The organism is Paracoccus sanguinis (assembly GCF_012689545.1).
Classification (GTDB): Bacteria; Pseudomonadota; Alphaproteobacteria; order Rhodobacterales; family Rhodobacteraceae; genus Paracoccus; species Paracoccus panacisoli.
The window spans coordinates 2,709,530-2,727,372 of record NZ_CP051542.1 but is presented as its reverse complement, the minus strand read 5'-3'; the positions used below and the strand labels follow the sequence as shown (position 1 = coordinate 2,727,372).

Here is a 17,843-nt window from a genome sequence, read left to right as displayed (position 1 = left end):
GCCCCGCGCTGTCGCCGGGCCGCGCGGCTTAGGCCCCGCGGCCCGGCGTGATCTCAGAGCAAGAAGTCTCCGCTGGTATAGGCGCTCGCCACCACGGCGCCGTCGAGGATGCGGATCGCCATCTCGGCCACCGCATCGGCGTCGGTGTTGAAATAGACGAGCGTGTCGGTGCCGCTGGTCCCCGCCCAGGCGGTGCCGGCGCCGCCGGGGGCGGTGCCGCGCCAGATGAAGGCCTGGTTTCCGGCGATCAGGTCGTTGGCGTCGATGGCCTGGACGTTGATCCGGTCGCCGCCCGCGACGCCGGCGCCGTCGAACCCGTCGATCCAGTCGATGCCGCCGGTGGTCGAATCGGTGGTGGCGAGGAACTGGAAGATGTCCTCGCCGATCCGGCCCATCAGCCGGTCCGACCCGTCGCCGCCCTGCAGCACGTCGTTGCCCGCACCGCCGACGAGGATGTCGAACCCGCCGCCGCCACGCAGCACGTCGTCGCCGCCGTTGCCCCAGATCCGGTTGCTGTCGCCCGACCCGATGATCGTGTCGTTCGCGCCCCCGCAGGTGACCCATTCGAAGCCGGTGAAGCTCTCCCCGGCCTGGTTGGTGGCCCCGCTCGCCATGTCCATGAAATAGGCATAGTTGCCGTTGCTGATGTAGAGCAGGTCCGTGCCGGCGCCGCCGTCCATCGTCTCGGTGCCCACCGGGGCGCCCGCCACCAACACGTCGTCGCCGTCCTCGCCCAGGTAGGTGCCGAACCCGCCCGAGATGATCCGGTCGTTACCGGTCCCGCCCCAGATCGAGTTGACCGACCCGCCGCCGTTCAGCGTGTCGTTGCCGGCGTTGCCGCGGATGGTGTCGTTGTCCTCCTGTCCGAAGATGACGTCGCTGCCGTTCGACCCGGCGATCAGGTCGGACCCGGTCCCGCCATACAGCGTGTCGCCGACGGTCGACCCGAGTTCGCTGGTCGAGGTCATGGCGTAGATCGAGTCGTTCCCGTCGTTGCCGTAGATGACGTCGGCGTCGAAGTTGCCGCCGATCAGGTCGCCACCGCTGGTGCCGTAGACGGTGTCGTTGCCGGCGCCGCCGTCCATCACGTCGCCGACCCCGTTGTCGCCGCCGCCGGCATCCAGCCGGTCGGCGCCATCGCCGCCCCACATCGTGTCGGCCCCGCCGTCGCCATAGAGCGAGTCGTTGCCGTCCCCGCCGTCGAGCGAATCGTTGCCGCCGCGGCCGGCGAGCTCGTCGTTGTCGGCCTCGCCCAGCAGCGTGTCCGCGCCGAGCGAGCCGACCATGTCGTCGTTGCCGGCGCCGCCGTACATCCGGTCGGCATAGCCCGAGCCGTCGATATTGGCGGCGGTCATCGCATACATGCGGTCGTCGCTGCCACCGCCATAGAGAACGTCGGCGAAGAAGTTGCCGTAGATCGTGTCGGCCCCGTCGGCGCCGTAGATCGTGTCGTTCCCGTCGCCGCCGTCCATCAGGTCGCCCACGGCGCCCGCGTTCTGCAGCACGTCGTTGCCCAGCCCGCCGCTGAGCTGGTCATAGCCCAGACCGCCATACAGGCTGTCGTTGTCGGCCCCGCCGTCCATCACGTCGTCGCCGTTGCCGCCGCTCATGTAGTCGGTCCCGGCCGCGCCGAGCATCGTATCGGCGCCGCTCGCGCCATAGAGCACGTCATTGCCCAGCCCGCCGGTCATCCAGTCGCCGACGAACGACCCCGCCACGTCGCTCGAGGTGTTGGCGTAGATGGTGTCGGCGCCGTCCCCGCCGTTGAGCGAATCGCCGTCCAGACCGCCGTTAATGATGTCGTTGCCCGAGCCCGCCACGACGGTGTCGGCGCCGCTGAGGCAGTTGATGATGTCGCCCGACCCGTCCGACAGCCAGAAGAGCGGCGGGAAGAAGGGCTGGTCGTCGGTGAAACCGATGACGTTCGACCCCGCGATGGCGGTGTCGTTGCCGTTGGTCCCGGTAAAGATGGCCATGAAACTCGTCCTCGATAAGGCCGGCGGGACGCAAGGCGCACCGCGCCGGCGGCATTGTACACGTCGGCCTCTCGCGGGGTGCGCGGATGCGCCGGCGGCTCTGCCGGCCCCTCGCGGGCCCCACGGGCCCACGGCATCAATCTACCACCGGGGTCTGGGGGCAGCGTCCCCCGTTCGGGGGATGGGCGCGGGTCGAACGGGTGCGCGGGGGCCGGGCGCGCGAACTCTCGCGCTCCCCCCCCCCCGCGACCGGCTCACGCCTCGCGCGAGACCAGCGCCACGAGTTGCGCCTGCCGGTGGGTGTCGGTCTTCTGGAAGATCTGCTTGAGGTGATGCCGCGCGGTTTCGCGCGACATCCCCAGCGCCGGGGCCGCGTCGGCCAGCGAGCTGCCGCAAGCCAGAAGCGCGGTCAGCTCGGCCTCGCGCCGGGTCAGGCCGAACCCGTCCATCAGCGCGTGCGGGTCGCGGCTCGGCGGGTCGTCGCCCGCGGGGTCGAGCGTCACCAGCAGCGCCGCCGCCCCGTGCCAGCTCGTCGGCACCGCCTGCAGGCGCTGCTCGGGCAGCGACGGGTCGCGGGGCCTCAGCGTCAGGTCCACGCCCCGGCCGAAGCGGGCGGCGAGTCCGATGCGGGCGCGGATGAACTCGGCATTCTCCCACCCCGCCAGCGACAGCCGCCCGCTCTCGCCGCCGGTCTCGCGCACCAGCGGCGGGCGATGGGCGAGTGCAGCGGCATTCGCCTCGAACACCCCCTCGTCGGGGCCGATCAGCACCGCCGGCCCCGGCAGCGCCCCGAGCAGCGAGGGGCCCTGCGGCCGCGCCTCGGCGGTCGGGTCGCGCAGGCCCAGCGTCACGCTGCGCACCATGTGCGGGCGCAGCCGATTGAGCCGCCCCACCGCCTCGCGCGAGAACCCGGCGGCGCCGGCCTCGCGCTCGAAGGTGAAGACGAAGCGGCGGCCGTCCGGGGTCCGGTGCAGCGTCGCGGTCTGGTCCCAGAGGCCCAGCCGGTGCAGCGTCTCGACCGCCGGGCGGCGGGCGACGGCGGCGGGAAAATCGGCCTCGTGGACGAAGAGCGCGTCCCCCACCCGGTCGAGCCGCCCCGCGCACGAGGCAAAGAGCCCCGCCTCGACGAAGTCGCGCAAGGCCCGCTCGGTCCGCCGGGTGGCGTAGAAGCTGGTGCCCGACGCGCTGCCCGGGGCGGCGCTGCCCATGATCAGGCAGCCGCTCGCGAACCCGGTCGAGGCGCAGATCGCGGCAAGGATGTCCGGCCAGCGCTCGGGCTCGAGCGTCGCCTGATAGATCAGGTCAAGGATCGCCTCGGTCTGTCGTGACACGCGCAGCCCCCCCGCGTTGGCAGCGTCCACTCGAGCCTTAAAATCGCACGCCAGTATAACGCGGATCACGGCCGCGGTCGCATCATTCTTGCGTCGGACTGTGCCAGCGCCCGCCCCCTCGGCCGCGCCCATTGCCCGCCCCCGCGCGGCCTGCCACAAGGTGGGCCATGGCCAAGCCCGTCACCGCCTTCACCTGCACCGCCTGCGGGGCCGCGCACCGCAAGTGGTCCGGCCGCTGCGATGCCTGCGGCGAATGGAACTCGATCGTCGAAGAGGCGCCGCTGAGCCAGGGGCCGGGCCGCGGCCTCGGCGCCCAGCGCGGCCGCGTCGTGGCGCTGAGCGGGCTCGCCGCGGACGAGCCGCCGCCGCCGCGCACCCCCTCGGGGATCGAAGAGCTGGACCGGGTGCTGGGCGGCGGGCTGGTGCCGGGCAGCGCGATCCTCGTCGGCGGCGATCCGGGGATCGGCAAGTCCACGCTGATGCTGCAGGCTGCCGCCGCCTTCTCGCGCAAGGGCGCCAGCGCCATCTATCTGTCGGGCGAAGAGGCCGGCGCCCAGCTCAGGATGCGCGGCCAGCGCCTCGGCCTCGCCGACGCGCCGGTGCGGCTGGGGACCGAGACGAGCCTGCGCGACATCCTGACCACGCTCGACGCCGAGCGGCCCGAGGTCGCCGTGATCGACTCGATCCAGACGCTGTGGAGCGACACGGTCGAGGCCGCGCCGGGCAGCGTCGGGCAGGTCCGGGCCGCCGCTCACGAGCTTGTGACCTTCGCCAAGCGCACCGGAGTCGCGGTCGTCATCGTCGGCCACGTCACCAAGGACGGCCAGATCGCCGGGCCGCGGGTGGTCGAGCACATGGTCGACACCGTGCTCTATTTCGAGGGCGAGCGCGGCCACCAGTTCCGCATCCTGCGCGCGGTCAAGAACCGCTTCGGCCCCTCGGGCGAGATCGGGGTGTTCGAGATGACCGGCGCGGGGCTGGCCGAGGTCACCAACCCCTCGGCGCTGTTCCTGTCCGAACGCGGCCAGCCGGTCGCCGGCAGCGCCGTCTTTGCCGGGATCGAGGGCACCCGGCCGGTGCTGACCGAGGTGCAGGCGCTGGTCGCGCCCTCGACCCTCGCCTCGCCCCGCCGCACGGTGGTGGGGCTGGACGGGGGGCGGGTCTCGACCATCCTCGCGGTGCTCGAGGCGCGCTGCGCGGTGCCCTTCGCGGGGCTCGACGTGTTCCTGAACGTGGCGGGGGGGATGCGGGTCGCGGAACCCGCCGCGGACCTCGCCATCGCGGCGGCGCTGCTCAGCGCGCGCGAGGATCATCCGCTGCCGGCCGAGACTGTCTTTTTCGGCGAGATCAGCCTCTCGGGGGCGCTCAGGCCGGTGGGGCAGGCCGAAAACAGGTTGAAAGAAGCGCGGAAACTTGGTTTTTCCCACGCGATGCTGCCCGCGGTCCAGAAGGTCGAGGGCGGCGAGGGGCTGACACTCTCGCGGGTGGCTGACCTCACGAGTTTCACGGGCGAGACGTTCGGGGCCGGCTGACCCCACGCCGCCCCCAAAGCACGGGCCGCGCGGGCGGTCCGCATCGAGGGCGGAGACACATGGACGGATTCACCCTGATCGACGGCATCGTCGCCGCGATCATCATCCTGTCGGCCATCCTGGCCTATTCGCGCGGCTTCGTGCGCGAATCGCTGGCGATCCTGGGCTGGATCGGGGCCGCGGTGCTGGCCTTCATCTTCGCCCCGGCGGTGCGGCCGCTGATCGCCCAGATCCCCTATCTGAACAGCCTGATCGCCGGCAACTGCGAGCTGGGCACCATCGCCGGCTTCGCCGTGGTGTTCGCCCTCGCGCTGGTGCTGTTCTCGATCCTGACGCCGCTGTTCTCCTCGGTCGTTCAACGCTCTGCGCTGGGCGGGGTGGATCAGGGCATGGGCTTTCTGTTCGGCGTGGCGCGGGGCATCCTGCTCGTCGTGATCGCCTTCATCGTCTATGACCGGATCATGACGACCGAGCGGGTGGCGATGGTGGACCAGTCGCGCTCGGCGCAGGTGTTCCAGCAGATGAGCGGGCGGCTGAACCAGCAGATCCCGCAGGACGCGCCCGGCTGGCTGGCCGCGCGGTTCGAGCAGCTGGTGCGCGACTGCGGCCCGACCGCGACGGCCCCGGCCGCGGCGGGCACCTCGGCCGCGACCACCACGACGACGACCACGACCACCACGACTCCGGCGACCCCGGCCGCGCCGGCCAACTGACGGCGTTGCGCGCCCGCCCCGCGCGGCGGGCGTTGCGCCGGGCGTATGAACGGCGCGGGGCGGCACGGCGGAAATCCCCATTTTTGCCGGAAACGGCGATGCACGACCCGCGCGGGGTTCGTGCATCGTTCATGCGATGTTCATGCACAGTTCATGCGAACGATTTCGTCCGCCCCCTCCCCGCGCCCCGGCCCCCGCAACCGGGGGATGCGACGTCTCGCGGGCGGGGCGCCCTGACCCCGTGACTTTCCCGCGCCGAGTGCCTATCTCTGCCTCATCCCGACAGACCCTGTCCTGCCCTTCCCGACTCGGCCGCGCGTCCGGCCAGAAGCCCCGAGCCCCAGCCATGTCCCAGCAGCCTTTCCTCGCCGACCCCTTCGACAGCGACCGGCTGCACGAGGAATGCGGCGTCTTCGGCGTCAACGGCGTCGCCGAGGCGGCGAACTTCGTCGCGCTCGGGCTGCACGCGCTGCAGCACCGCGGGCAGGAGGCGGGCGGCATCGTCGCCTTCGAGCCCGACAAGGGGTTCAACAGCGCCCACCGCTTCGGCTACGTCCGCGACAACTTCACCAAGGCCTCGCTGATGGAGACGCTGCCGGGCGAGCTCGCCATCGGCCACGTCCGCTATTCGACCGCCGGCGCCAAGGGGCCGGCGATCCGCGACATCCAGCCCTTCTTCGGCGAATTCGCCATGGGCGGCTGTGCCATCGCCCACAACGGCAACATCACCAACGCGCTGGCGCTGCGCCGCGAGCTGATCGAGCGCGGCTCGATCTTCCAGTCCGGCTCGGACAGCGAGTGCATCATCCACCTCATGGCGCGGTCGATCCAGCGCAACATCCCCGAACGGATGAAGGACGCGCTGCGCCGGGTCGAGGGCGCCTTCTCGGTCATCGCCATGACCCGCACCAAGCTGATCGGGGTCCGCGACGCGCTGGGCGTGCGCCCGCTGGTGCTGGGCCGTCTGGGCGAGGGCGCCTATGCGCTCGCCTCCGAGACCTGCGCGCTCGACATCATCGGGGCCGAGTTCGTGCGCGAGATCGAGCCGGGCGAAATGGTGGTGATCTCGAAGGGCAAGGTCGAGACCTCGCGCCCCTTCGGCCCCTCGACGGGGCGGTTCTGCATCTTCGAGCACGTCTATTTCAGCCGCCCCGATTCGATCATCGGCGGGCGCTCGGTCTACGAGACCCGCAGCCAGATCGGGGTGGAACTCGCCCGCGAGGCGCCGGTCGAGGCCGACCTCGTCTGCCCGGTCCCCGACTCGGGCACCCCCGCGGCGATCGGCTATGCGCGCGAAAGCGGCATCCCCTTCGGGATGGGGATCATCCGCAACCAGTACATGGGCCGGACCTTCATCGAGCCGACCGAGCAGATCCGCAACATGGGCGTCCGGCTCAAGCTGAACGTCAACCGGGCGCTGGTGCGCGGCAAGCGCGTGGTGCTGGTGGACGATTCGGTGGTGCGCGGCACGACGAGCCGCAAGATCAAGGACATGATCCTCGATGCGGGCGCGGCCGAGGTGCATTTCCGCATCGCCTCGCCCCCGACCGCCTGGCCCTGCTTCTACGGCGTGGACACGCCCGACCGCGACAAGCTGCTGGCCGCGCACATGACGCCTGACGAGATGCGCGAGTGGATCGGGGTGGACAGCCTCGCCTTCGTCTCGCTCGACGGGCTTTACCGGGCGGTGGGCGAGGCCAGGGGGCGCGACGCCCGGGCGCCGCAGTATTGCGATGCGTGTTTCTCGGGCGACTATCCGGTGGCGCCGTTCGACCAGCTCGAGCGCGGGTTCCGCATGAAGCAGGACCCGATGTCGGGCGATTGCGAGGCGGAGGAGGACCAGTCGGGCTATGAGCCGCTGGACCACACGCTCAGCCCCAACAGCGCCACCCGCGCCGCCGAATAGGCCCCCTCAGCGCGACCAGTCGAGGACGGCGGTGGCCACGCCCCCGGCGATGCCGGTGGTCAGCCGCGCGCCGGACTGCTCGGCCAGCTTGGCGGCGATGGTCAGGCCGAGGCCGGTCCCCTCGGACGCCGGGTCGCGGTCGAGCCGGCCCATGCGGAACCGCGCCCCGGGCCCGACCGGGTTGGTGACCGTCAGCCGCGGTCCCGCCGCGAGCGTGACCCGGACCGGGCCGGTCCCGTGGCGCAGCGCGTTCTCGGCCAGGTTGCGGATCAGGATGGCGATGCCGTCGGCGTCGCCCTCGACCACCGCGGTCTCGAGGTCGCCGTCGTCGTAGCCGAGCGGCCGCCCCGCCAGCACCGGCAGGTCGTCGAGCGCCAGCGGCACCAGCGCCGCGAGGTCCACCGGCCCGCGCGCCAGCCCGATCCCCGATTCGGCGCGGGAAAGCTGCAACAGCCGCTCGGTCAGCGCGGTGATGCGGTCGAGCGCCGCGACGATCCGGCCGGCGTCGGCCGCGACCTCGGGGCGGCGGGCGAGCAGCTGCGCCTCGGCCCGCGCCGCGGCGACCGGGGTGCGCAGCTCGTGGGCGGCATGGGCGGCGAAGTCGCGCTCGGCCGTCATCAGCCCCTGGATGCGGGCGAGGTAGCGGTTGAGGTTGGCCGCCACCGGCGCCAGCTCGGCGGGCAGCCCGGCGCTGTCGAGCGGTGCGAGATCGGCCGCATCCCGCCCGGAGAGCGTCGCCGACAGCGCCGCCACGGGCCGGAGCGCCTGCCCCAGCGTGCGCCGCACCACCCACATCAGCGCCAACGCCACCGGCAGCATCGCGGCGAGGAGGCCGCGCAGGCTCTCGATCAGCTCGTGCCGGCGCAGCGCCAGCGGCTCGCCCAGTTCGAGGCGGCGGCCGTCTTGCAGCGTGACCCCGGCCACCACCCAGCCGCCGCGCCGGGTGATCTCGGCCTTGCCGGGGGGCGTGGCGGGGGGCGTGGCGGGGCCGGGCGCGGGCGGCCACGGCGGCGCGGGCGGCCCCGCCGGCCGGGGCGCTGCCCCGGACCCCGGGATATTTGCGGGCAAGGAAGAGGGGGGGATCAGGGCGAGGATGCGGTCGTCGCTGGGCAGCGCCGGCAGCGCCGCGCCATTGGCCGCCATCGCCGCGAGGAGTTGCGCCTCGCGCCCGAGCGCGTCGTCCAGCGTCTCGCCCGTCTCGTGGTCGAGGACGGCGATGGCCACCGCCACCGCGAGCAGCCAGCCCGCGCCGGTCAGCGCCAGCACCCTGAGCGAGAGCCGCCGGGTCAGGCTGTAGCCGGCCGGCGCGCGGGGCGGGGCCGAAGCGTGAGGCATGGCGGGGGGCATGGCTGGGGCGCTCACGGGATCAGGTAGCCGAGGCCGCGGCGCGTCTCGATCACCCCCTGCCCCAGCTTGCGGCGCAGGCGGCTGACGTAGACCTCGACGGCGTTGCCCTCGATCTCGGCGTCGAAGGCGAAGAGCGCGTCCTCGAGCGCGGGCTTGCCCAGCACCCGGCCGCGGGCGCCGAGCAGCGTGTCGAAGAGCGCCCATTCGCGCTGGGTCAGGCGCACCTCGGCGCCGCCGGCGTGGACCCGGCGGCGGGCGCGGTCGACGGTGACGCCGCCGAGGTCGATGACGGTCGCCGGGCTGTCCTGCCCGCGCCGGGCATTGGCGCGGATGCGGGCGGCGAGCTCCTCGAGGTCGTAGGGCTTGACGACGTAGTCGTCGGCGCCCGCGTCGAGGCCCGCGATGCGGTCGCTGATCTGGTCGCGGGCGGTGGCGATGACGATCGGCGTACGGTCCTGGGCCGCGCGGCGGGCGCGCAGGAACCCCAGCCCCGAGCCGTCCGGCAGCCCGAGGTCGAGCAGGATCAGCGCGTATTCGGCGACCGCCACGGCATCCTCGGCCTCGGCCAGGGTGGCCGCGCGGTCCACGGCATGGCCCTGCGCGGTCAGGTGGCGGGCCACGGCCTCGGCCAGGGGCGCGCTGTCCTCGACGATCAGAAGGCGCATGGGGGGTCCTTTCGGCGGGGATCGGGCTGGGTTGCGGCGGGGGCATCCTGCCCCGCGCATCCTGCATGGCGTCGCAAGCTGACCGCAAGCTGACCGGGGCAAACACCCCCCATCGCAACTGCATCTTCACGGGAGACATCCGATGCGTCTGACGATTGCCGCCGCCGCCCTGATGGGCCTGACCGCCCTGACCCCCGCCTTCGCCGCCGAGGTCGAGTGCAAGCAGCCCGAAGCGAGCTGGAAGCCCGTCGAAGAGCTGAAGACCAAGCTGACCGCCGAGGGCTGGACGATCAAGAACGTCAAGACCGACGAGGGCTGCTACGAGGTCTATGCCACCGACAAGGACGGCAAGAAGGTCGAGGTCTACTTCGATCCGGTCACCTTCGAGCCGGTCGGCGAGGACAGCTGAGATGGCCGCCGCGACCACGCCGATGGTTCCCGTCTGGGACCGCTTCGTCCGGGTCTTTCACTGGTCGCTGGTGGGGCTGATCGCCGCGGCCTGGCTGACCGAGGACGCCAAGCGGGTCCACATCTCGATCGGTTACACGGTTCTGGCGCTGGTCGCGGCGCGCCTGGTCTGGGGCGTCGTCGGCAGCCGCCACGCGCGGTTCGCCGACTTCGTCGCAGGCCCGGCCCGGGTGCTCGGCTATCTGCGCGACCTCGTCCGTGGGCAGGAGCGCCGGTACCTGGGCAACAACCCCGCCGGCGGCGCGATGATCGTCGCGCTGCTGGCCACGATCCTCGTGACCTGCATCTCGGGCTGGCTGATGGGCACCGATCGGTTCTGGGGTTCGGAGCTGATGGAAGGCATCCACGAGACCGCCGCCACCCTGATCCTGGTGCTGGTGGCCGCCCACGTCGCCGGGGTAGTGTGGGAATCGCTGCACCACGGCGAAAACCTGGTGCGGGCCATGATCACGGGACGGAAACGCGCATGACGGAATACTCGCAGGACGCCTCGGCCCACCCCGAGGCGCCGCACATGATCAACCGGGCCAACTGGCTCAGGGCGGCGGTGCTGGGGGCGAACGACGGCATCGTCTCGGTCAGCGCGCTGATCGTGGGCGTGGCCGCCGCCGACCCCTCGCCGCAGGCGATCCTGATCGCCGGCGCCGCGGGGCTCGCCGCGGGCGCCATGTCGATGGCGGCGGGCGAGTATGTTTCGGTCTCGAGCCAGTCCGACATCGAGCGCGCCGACCTCGACCGTGAGCGCACGGCGCTGGCCGAGATGCCGGACCAGGAACTCGCCGAACTCGCCGCGATCTTCGAGAGCCGCGGGATGACCGCCGCCACCGCGCTGCAGGCGGCGCGCGAGGTGACGCTGCACGACGCGCTCGGCGCCCACGCGCGCGAGGAACTGGGGCTGCATGACGTGAACCAGGCCAATCCGCTGCAGGCGGCGCTGGCCTCGCTGGTGACCTTTGCCATTGCCGCGGCGGTGCCGCTGGCGGCGGCGGTGCTGGCGCCGGCCGGGATGGTGATCCCGGTGGTGCTGGTCGTGACGCTGGTCGCGCTGGCGATCCTCGGCGCGGTGGGGGCACGGGCCGGGGGCGCGCCGCTGTTGCCGGCGACGATCCGGGTGCTCGTCTGGGGCGCCTTCGCGATGGCCGTCACCATGGGGGTGGGCCGGATCTTCGGCATCTCGGCATGACCCTGCGCACGAGAGGGTGCCCGTGAAGGGGCTCGCCACCCGGGCCGGAATGCTGGTGCTGGCCGCGCTGATGCTGGCCGTGGGCTGGTTCGGCGGGCTCTACCAGTCGGGCAACTACCACGCCGTGCTGCCGGGCGAGCTCTACCGCTCGGCCCAGCTCAGCGGCGAGGAGCTGAGCGACCGGATCGCCCGCGACGGCATCCGCAGCGTGCTGAACCTGCGCGGCTCGAACCCCGGCGCGGCGTGGTACCCGCCCGAGGTCGCCGCCGCCTCGGCCGCAGGCGTGGCGCATTACGATGTGCCGCTGCTCTCGTCGCAGTCGCTGAGCCGGGCGGATGCCGAGCGGCTGGTGGCGCTGATGCGCGACGCGCCGAAGCCGCTGCTGGTCCATTGCGAGGGCGGGGCGGACCGCACCGGGCTGGCCACGGCGCTCTATCTCGCGGCGACCGGGCATCCGCTGGACCAGGCGGCGGGGCAGCTGTCGGCGCGCTACGGCTTCGTCGGGATCGAGGGGGTCACGCGGCCCTGGCCGATGTGGGAAAGCTGGGAACGGCTCGGCCCGGCGCTGGCGGGGTCGGCACAGGTCGGGGCGCACGGCGCCGACGTGGCGTCCTCCGAGCCAGCCGAGGGGGCCGCGGACCCCATCCCGGCGCCTGCGCCGCCCGCGGGCGGCGACGGGACGGGCGGGGCCTAGACCAGCGCCTCGATCAGCGCGCCATAACGACGCTCGGTCTCGGCCTGCGCCTCGGCCACGCCGGGCAGCGCCAGAAGCCGGGCGTATTCGGCGCGCAGCCGGTCGCCGTGGCGGGCCGCGAAGCCGGTGTCCTGCACCCGCAGCCGCGCCAGCCGGTCGAAATACAGCGTGTCGTGGCGGGTGTTCGCCTCGCTCACCGGCCGCGCGCCGCGGCCGCGCAACTGCCGCAGGCAATAGGCGGCGAGCGATTTCACCGCGTAGTGGTTGTAATGCGCGAGCCCGTGGCGGATGTCGGCCACCGGCAACCGGCGCAGGTTGCGCCACAGATGCGGGTCGTCGCCCGGCAGGGTGAACCGCGTCCCGTCCCCCCGCATCACCGTCAGCGGCGCCGCCCCGGAGTAGGCGGTGACGCTGTGGTTGTGGATGGCGCCGAACCGCTCGAGCCCGCGGGCCAGCGACTTGACCGGCGCGTTGTGGGCCGAGCGCGCGGCGGCGCGGCGGGTGAACTGCTCGGTGACGAGGCCCGGATGCCAGAGCGGATCCTCGGTCGAGCCGAAGGTGTGGGGGTTGAGGATGATGATGTCGGCATCCGCGCCCGCCGCGTCGGTCAGGTCCTGCACCCGGCCCGCGCCGGTGGTCACGTCGAGGAACTCGTCGGCGTCCAGCACCATGAGCCAGTCGGCGCGGTCGAGCCCGTGCGCCTTGCGCATCGCCGCATAGGCGGCGTGCTGGGGGATGTCGCGGGGCGCGAGGGTGCTGCGGTGGTGGGTGACGGCACCCGCCGCGTCGAGTGCGTCGAGCACGAGATCGGTCCCGTCGCGGCAGTCGTTCGAGGCGATGAACAGGCGGTCGAAGCCGATGGCGCGGTGATGGGCGACGTATTCGAGGACATAGGGCCCCTCGTCCCGCATCGACGAGAGCAGGACGTGGCCGAGCCCGCTCACGCGCCCGTCCCCGGTCGAGGGCCGGCGGGGCCGCGCGAGACGGGACGGGAAGGGCGGCGCATGGCGGTGGTCCGGCTGGGGGCGGGCGGGGTGGAGAGGGAGGTAAGCCCGGGTGGACGGCGGGGCAAGGGGCGGGCTAGTGCCTGGGGGTGAGGCGGATGACCAGTGGCGCACTCTTTCGCAACCCAGCGCCCCCTACCTCGCCCCTACAGTTCAGTCGGCGTCCGGAACGGCGTTCATCGAGGGCAGGCCGTGGGCGGGCGGCTTGAAGCGGGTGGATCGCGCCGGGGGACGGCAGAGCAAGCCCGCGGCCGGCAGCCGCCGAGACGCTGGCGTCGGGTTGTCGATGCTGACCCGCGCCCCGCTTAACGCGTCCGACCGGTTGATCGTCGACCCGGCAAGGACCCGCGGCGACACCCCGCCGGGAGGCGGGGGCACATGAGCTCATGCTAGGGGCAGGAGGCGGACAGCCGAAAGATGCCCGGGGGTGGCGCTACCCCCCCGCCCCTACCCCGCCACCACCGTCCAGTCGGCGTCGTAGCGGTATTCCTCGAGGTTCGGGCCGTCGCCGCAGCGGTCCACCACCGCGAACAGCCCCGGCTCGGCCAGCGGCGTCAGCACCCCGTGCCATGCCCCGCGCCGCAGGTTGATCCCCTGCCCCGGCGCGGTCAGGAACGCCTGCGGGCGGCCCGGCACGCCGCCCTCGTCGGGGGCCACGATGACCAGGAACGGGTGCTCGGTCATCGGCAGGAACGCCTGCGAGCCGAGCGGGTGGCGCTCGACCAGACGGAAGGCATAGGGCAGCGTCACCGCGCCCGAGCGGAAGAGCGACAGCCCGACCGGCTCGGCATCCAGCCGGGCACGGTCGTGCCAGCGCCCGCAGCGCCCCTCGTTGATGATCCGGTCGGGCGCGCCCGCGGTCTCGAGCACCTCGCCCCAGGGGGCGAAGGCGGCGGCGGTCAGCGGGGCGGCGCGGAGTGTGCGGTCGGGGGGCGTCATGCGCGGTCCTTGTCCATTCTTCGCCGAAACGAGAGGCTGAATGTCGTTTCGCAATATTGTCTGCCCGCCATCCTGCGGTATCACCGGACCAGATACCATGCTTGAACGGGGGGCTCATGCCCGGTTTTCTGACCACCCACGTGCTCGACACCGCCGGCGGACGCCCGGCGGCGGGGATGCGCATCACGCTCTACGCGCTCGACGGTGAGCGGCGGCAACTGGCCGAGGTCGTGACCAACGCCGACGGGCGCACCGACGGCCCGATCCTGCCCGAGGCCACCTTCCGCACCGGCCGCTACGAGCTGGTGTTCCACGTCGGCGACTGGCTGGACGCGCAGGGGCATCAGGCGGCCGGGCCGCGGTTCCTCGACGAGGTGCCGATCCGCTTCGGGATGGCCGAGGACGACCACTACCACGTCCCGCTGCTCGTCTCGCCCTACGGCTTCTCGACCTACCGGGGCAGCTGACGCATGGACCCCATCATCCTGCACGACTGGGCGGCGCTGGCGATCCGCTGGCTGCACGTCGTCACCGCCATCGCCTGGATCGGCTCGTCGTTCTACTTCATCGCGCTGGACCTGGGGCTGCAGAAGGCGCCCGGCCTGCCCGAGAACGCCCACGGCGAAGAGTGGCAGGTCCACGGCGGCGGCTTCTACCACATCACCAAGTACCTCGTGGCGCCGGCGCGGATGCCCGAGCACCTGACCTGGTTCAAGTGGGAGAGCTATGCCACCTGGCTGACCGGCCTCGCCATGCTCGCCGTGCTCTACTGGGCGCAGAGCGAGCTGTTCCTCATCGACCCCGCCAAGATGGAGCTGGCGCGCTGGCAGGCGATCGCGATCTCGGCCGGCTCGCTGGTCGTGGGCTGGGTGATCTATGACACGCTCTGCAAGAGCCGGCTGGGCGAGAACCCGACCACGCTCATGCTGCTGCTGTTCGTGCTGCTGGTGGCGATGGCCTGGGGCTATGATCAGGTGTTCACCGGGCGGGCCGCGCTGCTGCACCTCGGCGCCTTCACCGCGACGATCATGACCGCGAACGTGGCGATGGTCATCATGCCGAACCAGCGCATCGTCGTGCGCGACCTCAAGGCGGGGCGGCGGCCGGACCCGAAATACGGCAAGATCGCCAAGCTGCGCTCGACCCACAACAACTACCTGACGCTGCCGGTCGTGTTCCTGATGCTCTCGAACCACTACCCGCTGGCATTTGCGAGCCGCTACAACTGGCTGATCGCGGCGCTGGTGTTCCTGATGGGCGTCACCATCCGGCATTTCTTCAACACCAAGCACGCCCGCAAGCCGTGGCCGTGGTGGACCTGGGGGGTGACGGCGCTGCTGTTTGCCGCGGCCGTGTGGCTCTCGACGCTCGGCACCCAGCGGCTGCCCGACGAAGAGCGGCTGACGACCGCGCAGGCGCGGCTGATCGAGGACCCGCATTTCGACGACGTGCGCAACATCGTGCTGGGCCGCTGCTCGATGTGCCACGCCGAGACGCCCGGCTGGCCCGGCATCGCCACCGCGCCGCGCCGCATCGTGCTCGAGACGGACGCCCAGATCGCCCGGACCGCGCGGGACATCCTCACGCAGGCCGGGCTGACCGACGCCATGCCGCCCGCCAACGTGAGCTTCATGGAGCCCGCCGAGCGCGCCGTGATCCGCGCCTGGATCGACAGCGCCGGGCGGGGGTGAGCCAGCGGGCGCGCGCGGCCCTTGGCCCGTCGCGCGCCGGACTGGGGCGGCGCCTCTACGCCGCCCTCCCCGTCCATGGCGCGGGTGCCTCCGCTCAGATCAGAAAGAAACTGTCGCGGAACTCGTCGAGCGTGACCCCGGTCACGATCAGGTCGTTCGCCCCGGCTGCGTCCACCATGATGCCGTTGCCCCACACGCGGCAGGCGGCGAGCACGTCGGCGCGGCTGGCCAGACCCAGCGCGTCGGCGTCGAGCGCCACGCGATCGACGCCGTCCTGAAAGTCCAGCACCACGTCGCGCCCGCCGGTGAAGACAAAGCGGTCGGCCCCGGCCCCGCCGGTCAGCCGGTCGTCGCCCGCCCCGCCCGCCAGCGTGTCGTTGCCGCCGTTGCCCCAGAGCGTGTCGTTGCCCGCAAGCCCGTCGAGCCGGTTGGCGCCGCCGTTCCCGGCCAGCCGGTTGGCACCCGAATTGCCGGTCCCGGCAAGGTTCGCGGTCCCCTCGAGCGTCAGGTTCTCGAGATGCGCGCCGAGCGTCCAGCTGACCGTGCTGCGCACGCTGTCGGTGCCGCCGCCGGCGAGCTCCACCACCGTGTCCCCCTGCGTCACCACATAGCTGTCGTTGCCGCCCAGCCCGACCAGCCGGTCGCGCCCGAGGCCGCCGTTCAGCACGTTGGCGCCGTCCGTGCCGGTCAGCACGTTGTCGAGCGCGTTTCCGACGCCCCAGGCGGCCGCGCCGGTCAGGCTCAACCGCTCGATCCCGTCGCCGAGGCGATAGCCGGTGGCGGCGAAGACGTGGTCGGTGCCGGCGCCGGGCGCCTCGATCACAACGTCGCGGCTGTCGTCCACGATGTAGCGGTCGTTGCCGGCGCCGCCCTCCATCCGGTCCACGCCGGCGCCGCCGATCAGCAGGTCGTCGCCGCCGTTGCCGAGCAGCGTGTCCGCCCCGGTCAGCCCGATCAGCGTGTCGTTCCCGCCGCTGCCCGAGATCCGGTCGGCGCCGCGCAGCACGTCGCGCAGGATGCCCTCGATGTCGCCCTGGTCCATCATCTGGACGAAGCGATAGGCGTCGAGGTTCAGCCCCGTCGCCGTATAGGAGACCGCGCCCCCGACCGTCTGCGTCACGCTGGTCAGCTGGCCGTAGACGCCATAGGCGTCGAAGGTGAAATGCCCGCCGTAGCGGGTCACGACCTGCCCGGCGGTGATGGTGATGTGGGTGCTGCCGTACGAGGTCAGCGCCCCGTAGGAGATGCCGAGGTTGCTCATGTCCGCGGCCATGCGGATGTCGATGTTCGCCATGTGCGAGGGTACCTTTTAAGAACGCGCCGGGCGGCGCCGCGGGACCAGCGTTAGCACGCCGCCGGCACCGATCAAGCGCGCCCGTTGCCCGCTGCGTCACCGCGCCACGGGCAAGGCGCCGCGCCGTCAGGCCACCGCCCCCTTCAGCGCCTTCACGGCGAAGTCCACGAAGAGCCGCACCTTGGGGTCGAGGAACTCGCGGTGCGGGGTCAGCACCCCGAACTCGACCGGCAGCGGCGGGGTCTCGGGCAGCAGCTCGACCAGCCGCCCGGCGGCGAGGTCGTCCGCCACCTCGTAGCGCGGCCGGTTGGTGATCCCCGCCCCGGCCAGCGCCCAGTCGGTCAGCACCGAGCCGTCGTCGGTGTCGAACCCGCCCGCCACCATCAGCTTCACCGGCCCCGCCGGGGTGTCGAGCACCCAGTAATACTCGGGCGAGCGCGGAAAGCGCAGCAAGAGGCAGGTGTGGGCCTTGAGATCCTCGGGCGCCGTGGGCGTGCCGCGGGCGGCGAGATAGGCGGGGGCGGCCACCAGCACCCGCGGGCAGGGGCCGATCTTGCGGCGGATCAGGGCGGATTCCTCGGGGTGGCCGAGGTAGAAGGCGACGTCGATCCCCTCTTCGACCATGTTCACGGCGCGGTCCGAGAGGCGCAGGCGGACCTGCACCTCGGGGTTCTCGGCCACGAACCGCGGGACCAGCGGCGCGACCAGCCGCCGCCCCACAACCAGCGGCGCCACCACCCGGACGATGCCCTGCGGGGTGCCCGAGGCGGTGGCGACCGCGGCCTCGGCCTCGTCCAGCGTCGCCAGCACCCGGCGGGCGTTGTCGTAGAGCACGCGGCCGATCTCGGTCGGGGTCAGGGTCCGCGTGGTGCGGTTCAGCAGCCGCACCCCGAAGCGTTCCTCGAGGTCGCGGATGCGGGCCGAGGACGCCGCCGGCGACAGCCGCATGTCGCGCCCGCCCGCGGTGATCGAGCCGAGCTCGACCACGCGGACGAACACGCGCAGGCTCTCGAGGTAGGACATGGGGGCCTTTCTTTCGCCGGGGCGTAAACTGTTCACGCACGGACGGGGTTTCTGCAAGGGCGGGCTTGCCCCAGAAT

At 72.4% G+C, this 17,843-nt stretch carries 17 protein-coding genes; 9 read left to right on the top strand and 8 right to left on the bottom strand.

The window, feature by feature from the left end:
• Window positions 1-53: 53 nt before the first annotated feature.
• Together HGN31_RS13045 and HGN31_RS13040 are read right to left on the bottom strand one after the other, a co-directional pair.
• Entirely contained in the window at window positions 54-1,976 is a 1,923-nt protein-coding gene (locus tag HGN31_RS13045) for a calcium-binding protein (RefSeq protein WP_168783471.1), read from the bottom strand.
• 254 nt (window positions 1,977-2,230) lie between these two features.
• Window positions 2,231-3,307 (bottom strand): helix-turn-helix transcriptional regulator, encoded by a 1,077-nt coding sequence (locus tag HGN31_RS13040; RefSeq protein ID WP_168783470.1) that lies wholly within the window; start codon window positions 3,305-3,307, stop codon window positions 2,231-2,233.
• 167 nt (window positions 3,308-3,474) lie between these two features.
• Here HGN31_RS13040 and radA point away from each other — a divergent pair, with 167 nt between their 5' ends.
• The 3 genes from radA to purF all read left to right on the top strand — a co-directional run bounded on the left by radA (window position 3,475) and on the right by purF (window position 7,458).
• Window positions 3,475-4,839 carry a DNA repair protein RadA gene (gene radA / locus HGN31_RS13035; RefSeq protein WP_036702365.1) on the top strand — a complete coding sequence of 455 codons (1,365 nt, stop codon included), beginning with the start codon at window positions 3,475-3,477 and terminating at the stop codon, window positions 4,837-4,839.
• 59 nt (window positions 4,840-4,898) lie between these two features.
• Window positions 4,899-5,552: a CvpA family protein gene (locus tag HGN31_RS13030; protein WP_036710341.1), complete on the top strand. Its 654-nt coding sequence runs from the start codon at window positions 4,899-4,901 to the stop codon at window positions 5,550-5,552.
• Window positions 5,553-5,898: 346 nt separating this feature from the next.
• Window positions 5,899-7,458, top strand: coding sequence for an amidophosphoribosyltransferase (purF, locus tag HGN31_RS13025; RefSeq protein ID WP_244961020.1), 1,560 nt, complete (start codon window positions 5,899-5,901; stop codon window positions 7,456-7,458).
• Between the two features lie 6 nt (window positions 7,459-7,464).
• Here purF and HGN31_RS13020 read toward each other — a convergent pair whose 3' ends face one another.
• A complete protein-coding gene (locus HGN31_RS13020; protein WP_168783469.1) occupies window positions 7,465-8,793 on the bottom strand; it encodes a sensor histidine kinase in 1,329 nt (442 codons plus the stop codon).
• Between the two features lie 23 nt (window positions 8,794-8,816).
• Complete coding sequence (locus tag HGN31_RS13015) at window positions 8,817-9,470, bottom strand: response regulator transcription factor (protein ID WP_036705463.1); 654 nt, start codon at window positions 9,468-9,470, stop codon at window positions 8,817-8,819.
• A gap of 142 nt (window positions 9,471-9,612) precedes the next feature.
• Between HGN31_RS13015 and HGN31_RS13010 the strand changes: the two genes are divergently transcribed.
• The 4 genes from HGN31_RS13010 to HGN31_RS12995 are packed head-to-tail and all read left to right on the top strand — an operon-like array spanning window position 9,613 to window position 11,815.
• Window positions 9,613-9,879 (top strand): PepSY domain-containing protein, encoded by a 267-nt coding sequence (locus HGN31_RS13010; RefSeq protein WP_052172129.1) that lies wholly within the window; start codon window positions 9,613-9,615, stop codon window positions 9,877-9,879.
• A 1-nt stretch (window position 9,880) separates the two neighbouring features.
• Window positions 9,881-10,408 (top strand): cytochrome b/b6 domain-containing protein, encoded by a 528-nt coding sequence (locus HGN31_RS13005; protein WP_168783468.1) that lies wholly within the window; start codon window positions 9,881-9,883, stop codon window positions 10,406-10,408.
• Complete coding sequence (locus HGN31_RS13000; protein ID WP_036705459.1) at window positions 10,405-11,121, top strand: VIT1/CCC1 transporter family protein; 717 nt, start codon at window positions 10,405-10,407, stop codon at window positions 11,119-11,121. Before HGN31_RS13005 ends, HGN31_RS13000 begins: the two co-directional genes overlap by 4 nt.
• 22 nt (window positions 11,122-11,143) lie before the next feature.
• Complete coding sequence (locus tag HGN31_RS12995) at window positions 11,144-11,815, top strand: tyrosine-protein phosphatase (protein ID WP_211096300.1); 672 nt, start codon at window positions 11,144-11,146, stop codon at window positions 11,813-11,815.
• Here HGN31_RS12995 and HGN31_RS12990 read toward each other — a convergent pair.
• Window positions 11,812-12,759: a glycosyltransferase family 2 protein gene (locus HGN31_RS12990; protein WP_168783467.1), complete on the bottom strand. Its 948-nt coding sequence runs from the start codon at window positions 12,757-12,759 to the stop codon at window positions 11,812-11,814. The two genes, HGN31_RS12995 and HGN31_RS12990, sit on opposite strands and share 4 nt — an antisense overlap.
• Before the next feature lie 507 nt (window positions 12,760-13,266).
• Window positions 13,267-13,758 (bottom strand): ureidoglycolate lyase, encoded by a 492-nt coding sequence (locus HGN31_RS12985; protein WP_036705687.1) that lies wholly within the window; start codon window positions 13,756-13,758, stop codon window positions 13,267-13,269.
• A 116-nt stretch (window positions 13,759-13,874) separates the two neighbouring features.
• On the opposite strand from HGN31_RS12985, the gene uraH reads away from it, so the two are divergent.
• On the top strand, window positions 13,875-14,225 hold the full coding sequence (uraH, locus tag HGN31_RS12980; protein WP_036705685.1) for a hydroxyisourate hydrolase: 351 nt from the start codon (window positions 13,875-13,877) through the stop codon (window positions 14,223-14,225).
• A gap of 3 nt (window positions 14,226-14,228) precedes the next feature.
• The gene (locus HGN31_RS12975; protein WP_168783466.1) at window positions 14,229-15,449 is read left to right on the top strand and encodes a urate hydroxylase PuuD; all 1,221 of its coding nucleotides are present in this window, start codon (window positions 14,229-14,231) and stop codon (window positions 15,447-15,449) included.
• A gap of 94 nt (window positions 15,450-15,543) precedes the next feature.
• Here the strand turns inward: HGN31_RS12975 and HGN31_RS12970 are convergent, their stop codons facing one another.
• Both HGN31_RS12970 and HGN31_RS12965 read right to left on the bottom strand, forming a co-directional pair.
• Window positions 15,544-16,743 carry a calcium-binding protein gene (locus HGN31_RS12970; RefSeq protein ID WP_168783465.1) on the bottom strand — a complete coding sequence of 400 codons (1,200 nt, stop codon included), beginning with the start codon at window positions 16,741-16,743 and terminating at the stop codon, window positions 15,544-15,546.
• A gap of 126 nt (window positions 16,744-16,869) precedes the next feature.
• Window positions 16,870-17,766 carry a LysR family transcriptional regulator gene (locus HGN31_RS12965; protein ID WP_168783464.1) on the bottom strand — a complete coding sequence of 299 codons (897 nt, stop codon included), beginning with the start codon at window positions 17,764-17,766 and terminating at the stop codon, window positions 16,870-16,872.
• Window positions 17,767-17,843: the final 77 nt, after the last annotated feature.